The organism is Streptomyces sp. NPDC050738 (assembly GCF_040654175.1).
In the GTDB taxonomy this organism is placed as follows: Bacteria; Actinomycetota; Actinomycetes; order Streptomycetales; family Streptomycetaceae; genus Streptomyces.
This window is the reverse complement of record NZ_JBFAHN010000027.1, coordinates 25289-41464: the sequence shown is the minus strand read 5'-3', so window position 1 is coordinate 41464 and position 16176 is coordinate 25289. Positions and strand designations below refer to the sequence as shown.

At 71.3% G+C, this 16176-nt stretch carries 14 protein-coding genes and 1 pseudogene; 9 read left to right on the top strand and 6 right to left on the bottom strand.

What is annotated here, in order from left to right:
• Positions 1-18: 18 nt before the first annotated feature.
• Positions 19-2427: a right-handed parallel beta-helix repeat-containing protein gene (locus AB0H78_RS37620; RefSeq protein ID WP_363239330.1), complete on the top strand. Its 2409-nt coding sequence runs from the start codon at positions 19-21 to the stop codon at positions 2425-2427.
• Here AB0H78_RS37620 and AB0H78_RS37615 read toward each other — a convergent pair.
• A pseudogene (locus AB0H78_RS37615) lies at positions 2400-4705 on the bottom strand (hypothetical protein); the annotation flags it as partial. The gene AB0H78_RS37620 and the pseudogene AB0H78_RS37615 overlap by 28 nt on opposite strands.
• 111 nt (positions 4706-4816) lie before the next feature.
• Between AB0H78_RS37615 and AB0H78_RS37610 the strand changes: the two are divergent.
• On the top strand, positions 4817-5656 hold the full coding sequence (locus tag AB0H78_RS37610) for a DeoR/GlpR family DNA-binding transcription regulator (protein WP_363239329.1): 840 nt from the start codon (positions 4817-4819) through the stop codon (positions 5654-5656).
• 60 nt (positions 5657-5716) lie between these two features.
• A complete protein-coding gene (locus AB0H78_RS37605) occupies positions 5717-6196 on the top strand; it encodes an SRPBCC family protein (RefSeq protein WP_363239328.1) in 480 nt (159 codons plus the stop codon).
• Positions 6197-6213: 17 nt separating this feature from the next.
• On the opposite strand, the gene AB0H78_RS37600 is transcribed toward AB0H78_RS37605, so the two are convergent.
• On the bottom strand, positions 6214-7311 hold the full coding sequence (locus AB0H78_RS37600; protein WP_363239327.1) for a PLP-dependent cysteine synthase family protein: 1098 nt from the start codon (positions 7309-7311) through the stop codon (positions 6214-6216).
• Between the two features lie 220 nt (positions 7312-7531).
• On the opposite strand from AB0H78_RS37600, the gene AB0H78_RS37595 reads away from it, so the two are divergent.
• Together AB0H78_RS37595 and AB0H78_RS37590 are read left to right on the top strand one after the other, a co-directional pair.
• Positions 7532-7843 carry a hypothetical protein gene (locus tag AB0H78_RS37595; RefSeq protein ID WP_363239326.1) on the top strand — a complete coding sequence of 104 codons (312 nt, stop codon included), beginning with the start codon at positions 7532-7534 and terminating at the stop codon, positions 7841-7843.
• A 144-nt stretch (positions 7844-7987) separates the two neighbouring features.
• Positions 7988-8443, top strand: coding sequence for an ATP-binding protein (locus AB0H78_RS37590; protein ID WP_363239325.1), 456 nt, complete (start codon positions 7988-7990; stop codon positions 8441-8443).
• Between the two features lie 30 nt (positions 8444-8473).
• Here the strand turns inward: AB0H78_RS37590 and AB0H78_RS37585 are convergent, their stop codons facing one another.
• From AB0H78_RS37585 to AB0H78_RS37575, 3 genes are read right to left on the bottom strand one after another with little or no spacing between them, the layout of a single operon-like run.
• Positions 8474-11044, bottom strand: a complete 2571-nt coding sequence (locus tag AB0H78_RS37585; RefSeq protein WP_363239324.1) for an FtsX-like permease family protein — start codon at positions 11042-11044, stop codon at positions 8474-8476.
• Positions 11041-11799, bottom strand: a complete 759-nt coding sequence (locus AB0H78_RS37580) for an ABC transporter ATP-binding protein (protein WP_363239323.1) — start codon at positions 11797-11799, stop codon at positions 11041-11043. Before AB0H78_RS37580 ends, AB0H78_RS37585 begins: the two co-directional genes overlap by 4 nt.
• On the bottom strand, positions 11796-12095 hold the full coding sequence (locus tag AB0H78_RS37575) for an SHOCT domain-containing protein (protein WP_363239322.1): 300 nt from the start codon (positions 12093-12095) through the stop codon (positions 11796-11798). The genes AB0H78_RS37580 and AB0H78_RS37575 overlap by 4 nt, the downstream gene beginning before the upstream one ends.
• A 165-nt stretch (positions 12096-12260) precedes the next feature.
• Here AB0H78_RS37575 and AB0H78_RS37570 point away from each other — a divergent pair, with 165 nt between their 5' ends.
• The 4 genes from AB0H78_RS37570 to AB0H78_RS37555 all read left to right on the top strand — a co-directional run bounded on the left by AB0H78_RS37570 (position 12261) and on the right by AB0H78_RS37555 (position 14792).
• Positions 12261-12836, top strand: a complete 576-nt coding sequence (locus tag AB0H78_RS37570; RefSeq protein WP_363239321.1) for a TetR/AcrR family transcriptional regulator — start codon at positions 12261-12263, stop codon at positions 12834-12836.
• A gap of 15 nt (positions 12837-12851) precedes the next feature.
• Positions 12852-13247, top strand: coding sequence for a cupin domain-containing protein (locus AB0H78_RS37565; protein WP_363239320.1), 396 nt, complete (start codon positions 12852-12854; stop codon positions 13245-13247).
• Positions 13248-13308: 61 nt separating this feature from the next.
• On the top strand, positions 13309-13899 hold the full coding sequence (locus AB0H78_RS37560; protein ID WP_363239319.1) for a DUF4865 family protein: 591 nt from the start codon (positions 13309-13311) through the stop codon (positions 13897-13899).
• On the top strand, positions 13896-14792 hold the full coding sequence (locus AB0H78_RS37555) for an amidohydrolase family protein (RefSeq protein ID WP_363239318.1): 897 nt from the start codon (positions 13896-13898) through the stop codon (positions 14790-14792). The genes AB0H78_RS37560 and AB0H78_RS37555 overlap by 4 nt, the downstream gene beginning before the upstream one ends.
• A 131-nt stretch (positions 14793-14923) precedes the next feature.
• Here the strand turns inward: AB0H78_RS37555 and AB0H78_RS37550 are convergent, their stop codons facing one another.
• Positions 14924-16144 carry an ROK family protein gene (locus tag AB0H78_RS37550; protein ID WP_363239317.1) on the bottom strand — a complete coding sequence of 407 codons (1221 nt, stop codon included), beginning with the start codon at positions 16142-16144 and terminating at the stop codon, positions 14924-14926.
• Positions 16145-16176: the final 32 nt, after the last annotated feature.

Genomic DNA, 16176 nt, shown 5'->3' with positions numbered 1-16176 from the left:
TGGGGGCAGAGCAGCACCATGGCTCAGGGCACGGTCCAGGTGACCTACACCGGCACATCGCGGTGGCGGCGCCGCACAGGTGAATACGCCTCCCTCGCCGCAGCTCTGGAGGCCGCCGGTGACGGCGACGTCCTCACCATCGCTCCCGGTACGTACAGAGAGAACCTCGTGGTGCAGCGCGCGGTGACCCTGCGCGGCCCCGAGGGCATGGTCGGATCGGTGCGTATCGCGCCGGTCGACGGTGTCGCACTGACCCTGCGCGCCTCCGCCGTCATCAGTGATCTGCACCTGGAGGGCCAGGACTCGGCGGCCCCCGCGCTCCTGATCGAGGACGGCGCCCCCGAGCTCAACGATCTGCGGGTCGTGACGCGTTCCGCGTCCGGCATCGAGGTCCGCGGGGCGGCCAGGCCGACCGTGCGGCGCTGCACCGTCGACAATCCGGCGGGGGTCGGCATCGGCGTACTGGACGGCGCCGGCGGGGTGTTCGAGGAGTGCGAGGTGGTCGCGGCCGGCCAGTCCGGCGTCTCGGTGCGCGGCGGCGCCCACCCGCGTCTGGAGCGCTGCCGGATCCACCACGCGTCGGGCGCGGGCCTGAGCGTGACCGGCGAGGGGACGGCCCTGGAGGCGCTGGGCTGCGAGGTGTACGAGATCAGCGGCACCGGTGTGCAGATCGCCGCACGCGCCACCGCCCATCTCACCGACTGCACCGTGCACCGCACCTCGACGGACGGTGTCACGCTCGACACCGACGCGGTCCTGACGCTGTCCGACTGCGACATCCACGACATCCCGGAGAACGCGGTCGATCTGCGCTCCCGTTCGGTGCTCACCCTCACCCGCTCCGCCGTCCGCCGCTTCGGCCGCAACGGCCTGTCGGTGTGGGACCCGGGCACGCGGGTGGATGCCAACCAGTGCGAGATCCACGACAGTACGGGCGACTACCCGGCGGTCTGGGTCAGCGACGGCGCGACCGTCGTCCTCGATTCCTGCCGCGTCCACGACGTACCGGACGCCATCTTCGTCCTGGACCGCGGCTCGCGCGCCGACGTCGTCGACAGCGATCTCTCCCAGATCCGCAACACGGCGGTCTCCGTGAGCGACGGCGCCAGCGCGCAGCTCGACGACTGCCGTATCCGGGAGGCCGCCACGGGCGCCTGGTTCCGCGACCACGGCAGTGGCGGCACACTCAGCGGCTGCACGATCGACGCCGCGCAGACCGGCGTGATCGTCACCAAGGGTGCCGACCCGCGGATCGAGCGGTGCACGGTCACCTCCCCCGCCGAGGCCGGTTTCTATGTGTCCGCCGAGGGCCGTGGCACCTTCCACAACTGCCGGGTGACGGGCAGCAGCGGGTACGGCTTCCACGTCATGGACGGCTGCCGTACGACGCTGACCCGGTGCCGTACGGAGCGCTGTGCGCGCGGCGGTTACGAATTCGCCGAGGACGGCCCCCTCGTCGAGGACTGCACCAGCGACGAGAGCGGAGTGCGCTCCGAGCCCCAGGAGACACCCACCGTGGTGACGGCGACGCAGACCACCGGGCTGCTCGGCTCGATCCCGGGCCAGCGCTCGGCCGAACCGGCCGCACCTGCCTCCGCGCCGGCCGCCGACCCGCAGCGGCCCGCCAAGGCCGTCCTCGGCGAACTGGACACGCTGGTCGGCCTGGAGAGCGTCAAGCGCGAGGTGCGCGCCCTCACCGACATGATCGAGATCGGCCGGCGCCGCCAGGAGGCGGGGCTCAAAGCCGCATCGGCCCGCCGCCATCTCGTCTTCACCGGCTCCCCGGGCACCGGAAAGACCACGGTCGCCCGGTTGTACGGAGAGATCCTGGCCTCGCTCGGCGTGCTGGAGCGCGGGCATCTCGTCGAGGTGTCCCGCGTCGACCTGGTCGGCGAGCACATCGGCTCGACAGCGATCCGCACCCAGGAGGCCTTCGACCGGGCCCGCGGCGGGGTCCTCTTCATCGACGAGGCGTACGCCCTCTCACCCGAGGACTCCGGCCGGGATTTCGGCAAGGAGGCCATCGACACCCTGGTGAAGCTGATGGAGGACCACCGGGAGGCGGTGGTCGTCATCGTGGCGGGGTACACAGCCGAGATGAAGCGCTTCCTGAACATCAACCCCGGTGTGGCCTCCCGTTTCTCACGGACCATCACCTTCAGCGACTACGCGCCCGACGAACTGCTGCGCATCGTGGAGCAGCAGTCCGACGAGCACGAGTACCAGCTGGCGGAGGGCACGGGCGAGGCGCTGCTGAAGTACTTCACCGTGCTTCCCAAGGGTCCCGCCTTCGGCAACGGCCGCACGGCCCGCCAGACCTTCGAGTCGATGGTCGAGCGGCATGCGGGGCGGGTCGCGCAGCAGGCCGAGGTCTCCACCGACGACCTCAGTCTGCTGCATCCCGAGGACCTGCCCGAACTTCCCTGACGCCCTGCTTCGGCAGCGAGGCCACCTCTTCGAGCTCGTCGAGCAGCGCGGTGCGCTCCCGTGCGAAGACCGGGTCCGCCTGGTAGTCCGAGTGGGCCAGGATCGGTGCGGGCAGCGGGTGTTCACGGGTGCGCCCGTACGCGACGGGGTCGAGCAGCGGCCCCTTGTCCACGCCGCCCTCGACCCTCACCGGACCGCCGATCGGGTCGGTGGAACGCCACAGATTGCGCCAGCAGTGCAGCTCCTCCTGGAGGTTGTGCAGGCAGGCGGGTCCGAAGTACGCGGGGAACCACCGGCCGTAGAGCCGCTCCAGCGGGCAGCCGTAGGTGAGCAGCGCGACCCTGCGCCGGGTGCGGGCGGGCAGCTGCCAGACCGCGGCCGCCGAGAGCACGCTGCCCTGGGAGTGCCCGGAGATGACGAGCCGTCCGCCGGTGCGGTCGGTCCAGGTGAACATCCGCCAGGTCAGGTCGGGTACGGCCCGCTCGGCGTAGCACGGCGGTGCGAACGGATGGGCGGCGCGAGGCCAGAACGTGCCGACGTCCCAGAGGATCCCGATGGTCCGCCGCGCCGAGGCATCCCGGTACGCGCGCCTCCCCCAGGTCACGAAGAGCACGAAGCCGAGACCCACCAGCCATGACCCCAGCGCCTGCGCCGTCTCGGCGGTGGACTCCACGACATCGGGCGAGCCCTGGGCCGCCCTGCCGGGCACCTTGTCGCTGAGCCAGGCCCCGGCGAGGGCGCCGGCGCCCAGCAGCAGGGTGGCGGACGCCATGATGCCGAGCAGGGGCGGTGCGGCGTCGGTGAGGGCGGCCCTGGTGCGGGCGCTCGCGATCGTGCGTGTACGGACGGTGTCGGGTTTCTCGCCGGGGTAGTCGTCCATGACATGGCGTCCGGCCACCCGGGAGCGGTGCACGGTGCGTACGGCGAGGAAGACGGCCGGGACCAGCAGGACGAGAAGGAGCACCGGGATCACCGAGGCCTGCCAGCTGAGCAGTACCGGCGGTCCGTCGATGGCCGAACCCATGCCGGGGGTGCCACGGCCGTCGAGCCAGTCGGCGACGCGCTGGGCGATGCCGCCGCTCATCACGCCGCCCAGTGCGCAGGCCAGCATCGCGACGGCCGGTCCGCCGAATCCCCTGAGCGCGGTGCGGGCATGGGGCGCCCGGCGGTGGAGGACGGCTGCCACGACGGCGAGGACCACCACGAGGGTGCCCTGGGCGAGGGTGATGACGCCGAAGGTGCTGTCGCCGGGGAGCGAGCCGTGGGAGGTCCAGCGGGGGCGGGACCAGGATGCGTACACCGCGGAGAGGACGAGCAGGACGAGGGCCGATCCCGGCAGCAGGGTGACGACGGCCCGGTCGAGCTCCTCGTCGAGGCGGCTCTCGGTGCGCCCTCTGCGACAGATCACCCAGACCACAACTCCCGCCGCCACCAGGAGAGTTGCCTCCAGGAGCCAGCCGATCGCCTCCAGGAGCAGGGTGGATGAGCGGCGGTCGAAGCCGACCGTGGCGGTGGCCAGGGCCGCGGCCACGGTCAGGAATCCGGCGGCCGTGTGCGCGGCGCGCAGCCGGGCGACCAGCCGGCGGCCGTACCAGAATCCGGGGGTGGACAGGGCGGGCCTCGCGGTCGGTTCGGGGTCCTCCTCGTCGTCCGCGCCGGTGAGCGGCTGCTGGGACTCGTACGCACTCCAGGTGCGGTTGGAGAGGTACCAGAGGAATGCGGTGAGCGCCGCGGGCACCATGGCGGCCAGGGCGAGCCTGCGGCCCGGCTGGGCCCACCAGCCGCCCTGTGCCGCCGAGAGGAATCCGAGCCATGACTTGGAGCGGACACAGGCGGCGGAGCCCGCGCACTGCCAGGCCGTCAGATCGAGCGCGACCTCGCAGGCGGCGGCGACCAGGAGCACGGTGAGGCTGAGCGCGAGGAGCCGCACCAGGACTCCGTACACGCGAACCGTCCTGGCCAGGCCCTCGGTGGGGGGCCGCATCCAGTGCGCGAGATTGACGACCATGAAGGGGAGCAGGAGCAGCCAGAGTGCACGGGCGCCGTTGCCCGAGGTCAGGTTGGACCAGACGTACGCCTCCTGGACGGGGCCGCCGTGCTCCGCTCCGGTGTCCGAGATACGCCGGTACACGGCTGCGGTTTCGTCCCCCGTGACGCGGACGGTGCGCGGATCACCGAGCATCTCCTGGGGTGTGGCTCCGCCGACTCCGTGGACGAGCAGCTCCAGCGATGGTGTGGGCACGTGTGCGGCTCGCTCTCCTCGGGTGCGTACGACCAGAATCCCGGATCACACATCGGCGCGGCAACCAGTGGGGCGGCCGGAGACGCCGCGTGGCAGGATGAGGGACCCCTGTGCACGTCACGACAATGCGGAAGGACCGACTCTGCGGTGAGCGAGAACCAGAATCTGCTCGCGGAACAGCGTCGCGCCCTCATCCTGGACGAGGTCCGGCGGCGCGGCGGAGTACGGGTCAACGAGCTGACCCGCAAGCTCAAGGTCTCCGACATGACGGTCCGCAGGGACCTGGACGCGCTCGCCCGCCAGGGTGTCATCGAGAAGGTGCACGGCGGTGCCGTGCCCGTGGTCGAGGCCTCCACGCACGAGCCGGGGTTCGAGGCGAAGTCGTCGCTGGAGCTGAGCGCCAAGGAGGACATCGCGCGGGCGGCCGCGGCGATGGCGGTGCCCGGCAGTGCGATCGCGCTGGCCGGCGGCACGACGACGTACGCCCTGGCCCATCAGCTCCTCGACGTGCCGGATCTGACGGTGGTGACCAACTCGGTGCGCGTCGCCGATGTGTTCCAGTCGGCGCAGCGCCCCTCGGGTGGGAACGGACAGCGGCCCGGGGCCGCGACCGTGGTGCTCACCGGCGGGGTCCGTACGCCCTCGGAGACGCTGGTGGGTCCGGTGGCCGACCAGGCGATCCGCTCGCTCCACTTCGATGTGCTCTTCCTCGGCGTGCACGGCATCTCGGCCGAGGCCGGCTTGTCCACGCCGAACCTGGCGGAGGCGGAGACCAACCGGCGGTTCGTGCAGTCCGCACGCCGGGTGGTGGTGGTCGCCGACCACACCAAGTGGGGCAAGGTGGGGCTGAGTTCGTTTGCCACATTGGAAGAGGTCGACATCTTTGTCACCGATGCGGGGCTCTCCGGCGAGGTGCGCGAGGAGATCGAGGAGCACCTGCCGGGACTGATGGTCGCCGGCGAAGGCGAAGGAACCGCAGACAACTGACAGTGCGTCAGTTATGGTGTCCGGGCCCGGCCCGCAGACCCTGTTGGAGGTGCACCAGTCATGGCGCGTCAACTCCGCCCCGTGGAACTCGACTTCGTGGACACCGCACCGGTGCGCCTGGTTTTCGCGACGGAGGTGTCCGCCTCGGCGGAGGAGCTGTACCGGGCCCTCGCGGAGGAAGTCGAGACCATGCCCCAATGGTTCGCCGCGGTGAAACAGGCCCGCCCCCTGGCAGGCGGAGCGGGCCGTGAGATCAGGCTGGCGGGCGGCGTCCGCTTCCAGGAGACGATCCTGGCCAAGGAGCCTTCGACCCGGTACGCATACCGGGTCGACACCACCAACGCCCCTGGAATGCGCGCCCTGTTGGAGATCTGGCTGCTGACGCCGACGGCGAACGGCACCCGCGTCCAGTGGACCTTCGCCGCCGACGCCTCCGCACCGGTCCGTGTGAGCCTCAAACTGGTCAGGGCGGGCCTGGGCCGGTCGTTCCGCGACGCGGTCCGCGCACTGGACCGGCGGCTCGCCGCAACTCCCGCGTAGCAGGCGGCGGTCGGGCGTCAGTCGGCCCAGCGGCCGGTGGCCAGGAGGGAGTCGATGGCCGCCGTGTACGGCGCGATGTCCAGACCCTGCTCGGCGAGCCAGCTGTCCGAGTAGTACTTGTCGAGATAGCGGTCGCCCGGGTCGCAGATCAGCGTGACGACACTCCCGGTCCGGCCCTCGGCCACCATCTCGGCGACAATCTTCAGCGCGCTCCACAGACCGGTGCCGGTGGAGCCGCCCGCCTTGCGGCCGATGGCCTGTTCCAGGGCGCGTACGGCGGCGACGCTCGCCGCGTCGGGCACCTTCATCATCCGGTCGATCGCGCCGGGGACGAAGCTCGGCTCCATCCGGGGCCGGCCGATGCCCTCGATCCGCGAGCCGCAGTCGCTGGTGGCGAGCGGGTCGTTGTTCGTCCAGCCTTCGAAGAAGCAGGAGTTCTCCGGGTCGGGGACGCAGATGCGGGTGTCGTGCTGCATGTAGTGGACGTAGCGCGCGATGGTCGCCGAGGTACCGCCGGTTCCGGCCGTCGCCACGATCCAGGCGGGCTCGGGGTAGCGCTCCAACTTCAGCTGCTGATAGATGGATTCGGCGATGTTGTTGTTGCCCCGCCAGTCGGTGGCACGCTCCGCGTAGGTGAACTGGTCCATGTAGTGGCCGCCGGAATCGGCGGCGAGGGCCGCGGCCTCCTCGTACATCTTCCGGGAGTCGTCGACGTAATGACACTCGCCGCCGTGGAACTGGATCAGCCGGCACTTCTCCTGGCTGGTGGTGCGGGGCATCACCGCGATGAAGGGCACGCCGATCAGCTTGGCGAAGTACGCCTCGGAGACCGCGGTCGAGCCGCTGGAGGCCTCGATGACGGGCTTGCCGGGGCGGATCCAGCCATTGCACAGGCCGTAGAGGAAGAGCGAGCGGGCGAGGCGGTGCTTGAGGCTGCCGGTCGGGTGGGTCGACTCGTCCTTCAGATAGAGGTCGATGCCCCAGTGCTCGGGGAGCGGGAAGCGCAGCAGATGGGTGTCGGCGGAGCGGTTGGAATCGGCCTGGACCTTGCGGACGGCCTCCTTCAGCCAGGCCCGGTACTCCGGATCGCTGCGGTCCACATCAATGGTGTTCATCCGCGCCACTCCTCGTCGTCGCAACTTCCCTCACCTCTGGCCAACATACGCCCCTCACCTGCACAAACGTTCACTTTGATACGCCATAGCAGTTGCTTGTGGGCCAGGGGTGCCGAACGCCGCGAGTCCGGCGCGATCCGTTCACCGTGCACACTGGTGCGCGGGCTCCTGCCCCGGCAGACTGCAACGCAGGAGTCGACACGAAGGGGGCGGAACGGCCATGGCAGACCCCGAATTCACTGCTACGGGCGTACGGATAGAGCGGTGGCCCCGCTCACTGACCCGGGCGGGGAAGGTCCTGATCAAGGACGGCAGGCTGGCGCTGCTGACCAGCAACGGGCGGGAGATCGACAGCGCCCCGCTGGGGACGGTCAGCGCAGGGCGCCCCTGGTTCGCCGGAGGTGACCGTACGGTGGCGACCGTCAACGGCACGCGCTACCGGCTCACCATGGGGCAGCCGGACCGCAGGCCGGACGCAACAGGCGTGGTCAGCCGCTTTTTGGACGCGGTGCGTGGCGCACGGGGCGCATGAGAGTGATGAGGCGCGAGTTGCGCGGCCGTGCCCGCTGGGCCACCCTGGTCACATCACTGAGCGTTCACCGGCGGTCACCCTGAGATCCAGTCCACTCCGCCGGTCCTCACAGCACTTCCGGACCTCATTCGGGGAGTCGCAGTCGTGATCAGCCAGCCAAGCAGGCATTGCACGGTGGAGTTGCAGGCTCTGCCGTCGCGGATCGGGCAAGTCCGCAGAATCGTATCGGCGCAGTTGCGCTACTGGCATCTCGATCCTCTGATCGACCAGGCAGCGCTGGGCGTCACCGAATTGCTCACCAACGTCCATCGTCATGCCCAGCCGGACAAGATGTGCATCGTCGAGATCGAGCTGCTGCTCGACCGGCTCACGGTGTCGGTGCATGACCATGACCCTCATCTGCCCACGGTCCGCGACGCGGATCCGCTCGCCACCTGCGGGCGCGGTCTCGCGATGATCGCGGCGGTCAGCGAGAGCTGGGGAGTACGGCCGGAAGGCCCGACGGGGAAGGTCGTGTGGTTCACTCTGCCCGCGCCGACGCCCGCGGTCGCCCTGCCGCCCTGCCCCGCGCCACTGGCCCGGTCCGCCGTCGTGGGCTGACCGGGCCGCGTACGCGGTGGAGCGGGATCCCTAATCGGTGGCGATGGCGCGCAGCACGTCCAGGCGCGCCGCCCTGCGGGCCGGGCGCCACCCGGCGAGCGCTCCCGCCGTGAGTCCTACGAGCACGATCACGGCGATGCGCACCGGCGGCAGCGAGAAGGCGAAGGCGGTGTCCCCCGCCCCTTCCGAGGCCTTGACGAGCACCCAGCCGAGGAACGCTCCCAGGCCCACCCCGCCTGCCGTGCTGAAGGCCGCCACCAGCACCGACTCCCAGCGGACCATGGCGCGCAACTGGCTCCTGGTCTGTCCGACGGCGCGGAGCAGGCCGAGTTCGCGGGTGCGCTCGTGGATGGCGAGGGTGAGGGTGTTGGCGATGCCGAGCAGCGCGATCAGGACGGCAAGTGCCAGCAGGGCGTACACCAGGGTCAGCATCATGTCGATCATGCCGGCCGAGGACTGCGCGTACTCGCTGCGGGTCTGTACGGACGGATTGCCGTAGGCCGCCGCGGTCTTCGCCACGGCGGACTTGCCGTCGGCTGCCGTGACCCCGTCCTTGAGCGAGACGGCGACCAGGGTGTCGGAGTCCTGTGCGCGGTGCGGGGCCCAGGCCTGGCGGGTGATCAGGTAGTCGCCGGGCAGCTCCCAGCGGCTGTACTCGGCGCGGACGGTGAACGTCTGCTTCTTGCCGTCGGCGAACGCCAGCTCGACGGTGCTCCCGGGCTTCCAGCCGCGCTTGTCGGCCTCCTTCTCGGAGACGGCGATGCCGTCGGTGCCCAGGCCGTCCAGTGTTCCGGTGACGGTACCCAGATCCAGGACCCTGGCGAGGGAGGCGGGGTCGGTGACGGTCAGATTGCGTCCCGCGCCGTCCACTTCCGCGACGCCCTTGCCCAGGCCGACTGCCGTGTCGACCTCGGGAAGCCTGGCGAGCGCGGGGCCCAGTGCCGGGCTCAGTCCGCTGCCGCCCGCACCGAACGACGGGGCGCTGACGGCCAGATCACCGGCGAAGGAGCGGTCCACCGTCTGGTCCATGGTCGCCTTCAGGGAGGCGGCAAAGACCGTGAAGAGCGAGACGACGGCGACCCCGATCATCAGCGCGGTGGCGGTCGCCGCCGTGCGCTTGGGGCTGCGCAGCGCATTGCGTTTGGCGAGGCCGCCGGTGACGCCGCGCAGCCGGTCGAGGGGGCTGCCGAGGGTCCGTACGGCGAAGGAGGAGGCGACGGGGCCCAGTACGACGAAGGCCGCCATGGCCAGGATCGCGCCGGCCGCGGAGAGCCAGATGGACGGGGCGATGAGGGCGCCGGTGAGGACGGCCGCGATGCCGGCGACGCCGAGAGCCGTACCGGTGACCGCACGGGTGCGGGACGCCCCGGAGTGGTCGACGGCCGTCTCGCGCAGGGCGGCCAGGGGTGCGGTGCGTCCGGCGCGGACGGCGGGCAGCAGCGCGGAGCCCAGGCAGACGACGATGCCGACGACGAGGGGCAGCGCCAGCGAGAGGCCGCTGATCACCAAGTCGCCCTTGGGGAAGGGGAATCCGACGACGGGGAAGAGTGCCTGCAGCCCGGCGGCGATGCCGATGCCGCCGAGGAGTCCCGCGGTGGATGCCGTGACGGCGACGACCGTGGCTTCGGCGAGCGTCGAGGAGAGCACCTGGCGGCGGGAGGCCCCCAGGGCGCGCAACAGGGCGTTCTCACGGGTGCGTTGGGCCACGACGATCGCGAAGGTGTTGTGGATGGAGAAGGTCGCGACGAGCAGCACGATGCCGGAGAAGACCAGGAGGAGGGTGGTGAAGAGGGACAGGAACTGGCCGGAGACCGCTTCCTGGCTCTCCTCGGCGGACTCCTGTCCGGTGATCGCCTCGACTCCCTTGGGCAGTACGGGCTTCAGGGCGTCCACGAGCTGCTGCTGTGTGGTGCCGGGGCCCGCCCTGACCTGGATGGAGGACGCTTCGCCCGGCTTGGGGGTGAGGTATTTCGAGGCGTCCGCCAGGGTCATTCCGGTGTAGGTGGTCTGGCCCATGCCGTCCTCGCCGCCGAAGGTGGCCAGGCCGACGATGCGGACGGTCACCGGGTCGGGAGTGCGCAGCACGGTGGTGTCGCCGAGCTTCAGGCCGCCCTTGTCGGCGGCGCCGCGGTTGACGACGACCTCACCGGGGGCGCTCGGGGCGCGGCCTTCGGCGAGCTGGTACGGATTGAGCTCCGCGTCGGCGATCCAGTTGCCCGCGAGGGTGGGCGGGCCCTGGCCGCCGACGGGTTTGCCGTTGGAGCCGACGAGTTGGCCCGCGCCCTGGATGTCGGGCGCTGCGGCGGCGACGCCCGGAGTGCGCCTGATCGCATCGGCGAGCGAGGTGTTCACCGGCTGGCGGGTGCCCTGGCCCTCACCGGAGACGGTGACGACGTTGGAGCTGCGTACGACCGCGTCGGTCCCGCCGTTGGCGTTGGTGAACAGCGTGTCGAAGCTGGCGCGCAGGGTGTCGCCCATGACGAGCGTGCCCGCGAGGAAGGCGACACCGAGCAGCACCGCGGTGAAGGTTCCGGCGAAGCGCCGCTTGTGGGCTCGAAGGGAGGAGAGGCTGAGACGGAGGGTTGCGGGGAGCTTGCTCATGTCTGAACACCCCTGCTGTCGAAGGCTTTCAGGCGGTCGAGTACACGATCCGCGGTGGGATTCTGCATCCGGTCGACGAGCCGGCCGTCGGCGAGGAACACGACCTCGTCGGCGTGGGCCGCTGCCACCGGGTCGTGGGTGACCATCACGACGGTGCGGTCCATCTGGCGCACTGCCCGGCCCAGCAGCCGCAGCACCTCCTCCCCCGAGCGGGAGTCGAGATTGCCGGTGGGTTCGTCGGCGAAGACGACGTCGGGGCGACCCGCGAAGGCCCGTGCCACGGCGACGCGCTGCTGCTGGCCGCCGGAGAGTTCGCTCGGCCGGTGGTGCAGCCTGTCGCCCAGCCCGACGACGTCCACGAGTGCGTCGATCCACTCCTGGTCGCCGCGGGCTCCGGCGAGGTCCTGCGGGAGGGTGATGTTCTCGGCGACCGTCAGCGTGGGGATCAGGTTGAAGGCCTGGAAGACGAAGCCGATGCGCTCGCGGCGGAGCAGGGTGAGGCGGCGGTCGTCCAGGGTGCTCAGTTCCGTACCGCCGATGAAGGCGGATCCGGAGGTGAGGGTGTCGAGTCCGGCGGCGCAGTGCATCAGCGTGGACTTGCCGGAGCCCGAGGGCCCCATGATCGCGGTGAAGCGGCCGGCCGGGAAGTCGACGCTCACCCCGTCCAGGGCCCTCACTTCGGTGTCGCCCCTGCCGTAGACCTTCACGGCGTCGGTGACACGCGCGGCGGTTTCGGTACGGGTGGCGGTGCTCATGCCGCACCGCCCTTGCCACCGCGCCCGAACTGGCCCACCTGACCGAACTGCTCGTCCAGGACGGAGAGCCGGCGCCAGTACTCGTCCTCGTCGATCTCCCCTGCGGCGAAGCGCCGGCCGAGGAGCGCGATGGGCGAGTGCTCGCCGTGGGCGGCCCGCACCTGCCAGGGGCCGCGGCGGCCGCGCCAGACGGTGCGGCGCAGCACGGTGACGACGGTGATGACGACGGCTGCCCAGATGAGCGGGAAGAAGAGGATCCACGGGCCGGGTCCGCCTGCGTACGCAAGGGTGTTCATTTCGGTTCAGCTCCTCGGTGGGGATGGTCTCCTGCTGCTTTCGAGCCTCCCGCCGGGAGGGGGTCCGGGTCGTCGTACGGCCAGCGGCTGTCGGCGTACCACCACGGGAGTACGCGGGCGGTGCCCGGCTGCTTCCTGGATCCTCTGGATTCTGTACCTACTAGTATGTACAGTGAGCTCATGAGCACTCCGGAGCGTCTGATCGAGGCCACCCGCGAGCTCCTGTGGGAGCGCGGGTACGTGGGCACCAGCCCCAAGGCGATCCTGCAGCAGGCGGGCGTGGGCCAGGGCAGCATGTACCACCACTTCGCCGGCAAGCAGGATCTGGCGCTGGCCGCGATCCGGCGTACGGCGCAGGAGTTGCGCGCCACGGCCGATGCCACGCTGGGGATCGAGGGGTCGGCGTACGAGAAGATCGCGTCGTATCTGCGGCGCGAGCGCGACGTGCTGCGCGGCTGCCCGGTCGGGCGGCTCACGATGGACCCGGACGTCATCGCCGACGACGCGCTGCGCGCCCCGGTCGACGAGACGATCGACTGGCTGCGCGGCCGGCTGGCCGGAATCGTCCAACAGGGCGTGCGGGACGGGGAGTTCCCGGGCGCGCTGGTGCCCGAGGAGATCGCCTCGACGATCGTCGCCACCGTCCAGGGCGGCTATGTGCTCGCCCGCGCCTCGGGCTCGACCGCCGCCTTCGACGCGGGAGTCCGCGGACTGCTCGCCCTGCTCGCACCCCGAGACTGAGGAGTTCAAGCGCACATGCACATCACCCGACAGCGCCCCGCCAGCGTGCAAGGTCCCGCGGAGAACTTCGCCGGGACGGTGTGGCTGGACGAGATCAGCGCGTCCCAACCCGCCACCCGGCTGCGGATGTTCAGCGTCCACTTCGCCCCCTGTTCGCGTACGGCCTGGCACACCCACCCGCACGGCCAGGTCCTCCATGTGACCGAGGGCGAAGGCCTGGTGCAGCGCGAAGGCGGCCCCGTCGAGCCGATCAGGGCCGGCGACACCGTCTGGATCGAGCCGGGCGAACTGCACTGGCACGGGGCGGCGCCGCGCACCTTCATGACGCACATCGCCGCCGTCGAGGCGGCCGAGGACGGCACCACGATCACCTGGCACGACCACGTCGACGACGACGTGTACCCCGTCTGAGACACCCAGACCGACATCCCGTCCGGGACCCGAAGCCGAGGACCGAGGAGCGCCCGCGCCCATGCATGCCATGCAATACGAGATCACCCTCCCCGCCGACTACGACATGGAGATCATCCGCAAGCGGGTGGCCACGAAAGGCCACCTGCTCGACGACTTCCCCGGGCTCGGCGTCAAGGCGTACCTGATGCGTGAGCGCGGCGCGGATTCGCCGGTCAACCAGTACGCGCCGTTCTATCTGTGGAACACCCCCGAGGGCATGAACTCCTTCCTCTGGGGCCCCGGATTCCAGGGCGTCGTCAACGACTTCGGGCGGCCGCGGGTCCTGCACTGGACCGGCCTCGCCTACGAGGACGGGCCCGCCGCCGGCGCCGTGCCGCGCAACGCCGTCCGGCGCAGACAAGGGATCCCGGAGGGCGGCGACCTGTCGGCCGCGATCGACGAGGCGGTACGGGAGACCCGGCGCCTCGCCCGCGTCGAGGGCGTGGTGAGCGCGGCGCTCGCCGTCGATCCCCGCCACTGGGAGCTGGTGCACCTCACGCTGTGGGAGGGCGATTCCAAGGCGGCCGGCGACCGGTTCGAGGTGCTGCACCTGTCCCGGCCCGAGCAGGCCGAGCTGGTCCGTGGCCAACAGTGGGGAGCACAGCGATGAGCGTCGTCCGGACGGTACTCGGGGACATCCCTGCCGACGAGTTGGGGGTCACGGACTCCCACGACCACCTCTTCATCCGCAGTCCGCTGCTGCCGGGGCAGGAGCTGGACGACCCGGAGCGTGCGCGAAGCGCGCTCCGCGACTTCCGCGGGCTCGGCGGCAGGTCGGTGATCCAGTGGACGCCGTACGGCATGGGGCGCGAGCCCGCAGCCCTCGTGGAGCTCTCCCGGGAGACCGGGGCGCATGTGGTGGCCGCGACCGGGCTGCACCAGGCGGCGAACTACAGCGACTCGACCCTGGGGCGGGTCGCCGAGTCGCTCGCCGATCTCTTCGTGACCGAGCTGACCGAGGGGATCGGGTCGACGGGCGTGCGGGCGGGGCTCATCAAGGTCGCGGGCAGCTTTCACGTACTGGACGCGCATGCCCGGATGACGATGCGGGCGGCCGCCGAGGCGCACCACCGCACGGGAGCGCCCATCGCCGTACACCTGGAACTGGGGACGGCGGTCCTTGATGTACTCGCCCTGCTGTGCGGGGAGTTCGAGGTCGCACCCGAGCAGGTGATCCTCGGTCACCTCAACCGCTCCCCCGACTCCGTGGTGCACCGCCAGGCGGCGGAGGCCGGGGCGTTCCTCGCCTTCGACGGGCCCTCGCGGGCCAACCACGCCACCGACTGGAAGCTGCCGGAGGCGCTGTCCTCGCTCGCCGATGCGGGGTACGGGGACCGGCTGCTGCTCGGCGGGGACACCGTGGTGCCGGGGACGCCAGGGATGCCGTATCTGCTGAGCGGATTGCGCCCACGGCTCGAACTCGCCCTGGGCAAAGAACTGGTGGAGGACATCCTGACCGCGAACCCGGCGCGCGCCTTCGCCCTCGCCGGGTCCGCGGGCTGAGAGCTCAGGACGGTCATGGAGATGTCCGCCGCGGTGGACGGTCAACGAGGCGCTGGTCGCGTTGAGGGCGGCACGGGTGTCGTACCGCCGCTGGTCCTGAACTTCGGCGCCGCGCTGTGGAGTCTCGCCGCTCAGGCCTGAGCAAGCGCCGCGAGGGGGTCGTCGAGCACCGGCTGCCATGCCAACTCGGCAGCCCCGACAAGGCTGTTGTGGTCGAGCGTGCACGGCAGGATCGGCACCCCGCCGCTCCTGCCCCACAGGCTGCGGTCGGTGACGACGGCGCGCAGCCGCTCCGGGGCGGCGTCCAGGAGTTCGCGGTGCAGGCCGCCGAGGATGATGCGGTCGGGGTTGAGGATGTTCACCAGGCCCGCGAGTCCGAGTCCCAGACGGTCCACGACCTCCTCGGTGGCGGCCCGTACCGCGGTGTCCGTGGATTCCGTACGGAGCAGATCACGCGCCTGCTGGAGCAGCGACCCCTCGGGTCCCGGTGCGCGGCCCGCCGCGGTGAGAAAGGCGAGCGGGTCGGTCTCGACGTCCAGGCAGCCGCGGCTGCCGCAGTAGCAGGGGCGGCCCTCGGGGTTGACGGTGAGGTGGCCGACCTCCAGGGCGAGGCCCGAACTGCCGGTGTGCAGACGGCCGTCGAGGACCAGGGCGCCGCCGACGCCGCGGTGTCCGGTGGCCACGCACAGGAGGTGGGCGGCGCCGCGGCCCGCTCCGTGGCGGTGTTCGGCGAGCGCGGCGAGGTTGACGTCGTTGCCAGTGAAGGCGGGCCCCGCGATGCCCGCCGCGCGGACCCGGTCGGCGAAGATGTCGCGGACCGGGGCTCCGGCCGGCCACGCGAGGTGGAGCGGGTTGAGCGCGGTGCCGTCCGGTTCGGCGACGGCCGAAGGCACGGCAAGTCCCGCGCCGACACAGCGCAGTCCGGTGTCGCGCAGCAGGGTCGTACCCTCGTCGACCACTTCACCGAGCACCTGGGCGGGGTCGGCGTCGACGATGACGCAGCCGGGCGAGGTCGCGACGATCCGGCCGCCGAGCCCGACGAGTGCGGCCCGGAAACCGTCGGCGTGCACCTGGGCGGCGAGGACCACGGGTCCGCTCGCGTCCACGGAGAGCCGGTGCGAGGGGCGGCCCTGGGAGCCGGCCGCGGCAGCGGGTCTGGAGTCCACCCGGATGAGACCGAGCGCTTCGAGCTCGGCGGCGACCGCGCCCGCGGTGGCGCGGGTGACGCCGAGCTCGGCGGTGAGCACGGCGCGGGTGGGCGCCCGGCCCGTATGGACCAGTTCGAGTGCGGGTCCGAGCGCGCTGCGACCGCGTTCCAGCCGGGTCCTGGCCGTCGTCACCTTGCCGTTCATGAGGGTGAGTCTCGCATGATCCCGGGCGGAGG

What these genes read in the sequence shown, in the direction of transcription:
- AB0H78_RS37620 (WP_363239330.1), top strand. Translation starts at nt 19, where the DNA reads ATGGCTCAGGGCACGGTCCAGGTGACCTACACCGGCACATCGCGGTGG.
- AB0H78_RS37605 (WP_363239328.1), top strand. Translation starts at nt 5,717, where the DNA reads ATGGCGCGTCAACTCCGCCCCGTGGAACTCGACTTCGTGGACACCGCA.
- AB0H78_RS37600 (WP_363239327.1), bottom strand. Translation starts at nt 7,311, where the DNA reads ATGAACACCATTGATGTGGACCGCAGCGATCCGGAGTACCGGGCCTGG.
- AB0H78_RS37595 (WP_363239326.1), top strand. Translation starts at nt 7,532, where the DNA reads ATGGCAGACCCCGAATTCACTGCTACGGGCGTACGGATAGAGCGGTGG.
- AB0H78_RS37585 (WP_363239324.1), bottom strand. Translation starts at nt 11,044, where the DNA reads ATGAGCAAGCTCCCCGCAACCCTCCGTCTCAGCCTCTCCTCCCTTCGA.
- AB0H78_RS37580 (WP_363239323.1), bottom strand. Translation starts at nt 11,799, where the DNA reads ATGAGCACCGCCACCCGTACCGAAACCGCCGCGCGTGTCACCGACGCC.
- AB0H78_RS37575 (WP_363239322.1), bottom strand. Translation starts at nt 12,095, where the DNA reads ATGAACACCCTTGCGTACGCAGGCGGACCCGGCCCGTGGATCCTCTTC.
- AB0H78_RS37570 (WP_363239321.1), top strand. Translation starts at nt 12,261, where the DNA reads ATGTACAGTGAGCTCATGAGCACTCCGGAGCGTCTGATCGAGGCCACC.
- AB0H78_RS37565 (WP_363239320.1), top strand. Translation starts at nt 12,852, where the DNA reads ATGCACATCACCCGACAGCGCCCCGCCAGCGTGCAAGGTCCCGCGGAG.
- AB0H78_RS37560 (WP_363239319.1), top strand. Translation starts at nt 13,309, where the DNA reads ATGCATGCCATGCAATACGAGATCACCCTCCCCGCCGACTACGACATG.
- AB0H78_RS37555 (WP_363239318.1), top strand. Translation starts at nt 13,896, where the DNA reads ATGAGCGTCGTCCGGACGGTACTCGGGGACATCCCTGCCGACGAGTTG.
- AB0H78_RS37550 (WP_363239317.1), bottom strand. Translation starts at nt 16,144, where the DNA reads ATGAACGGCAAGGTGACGACGGCCAGGACCCGGCTGGAACGCGGTCGC.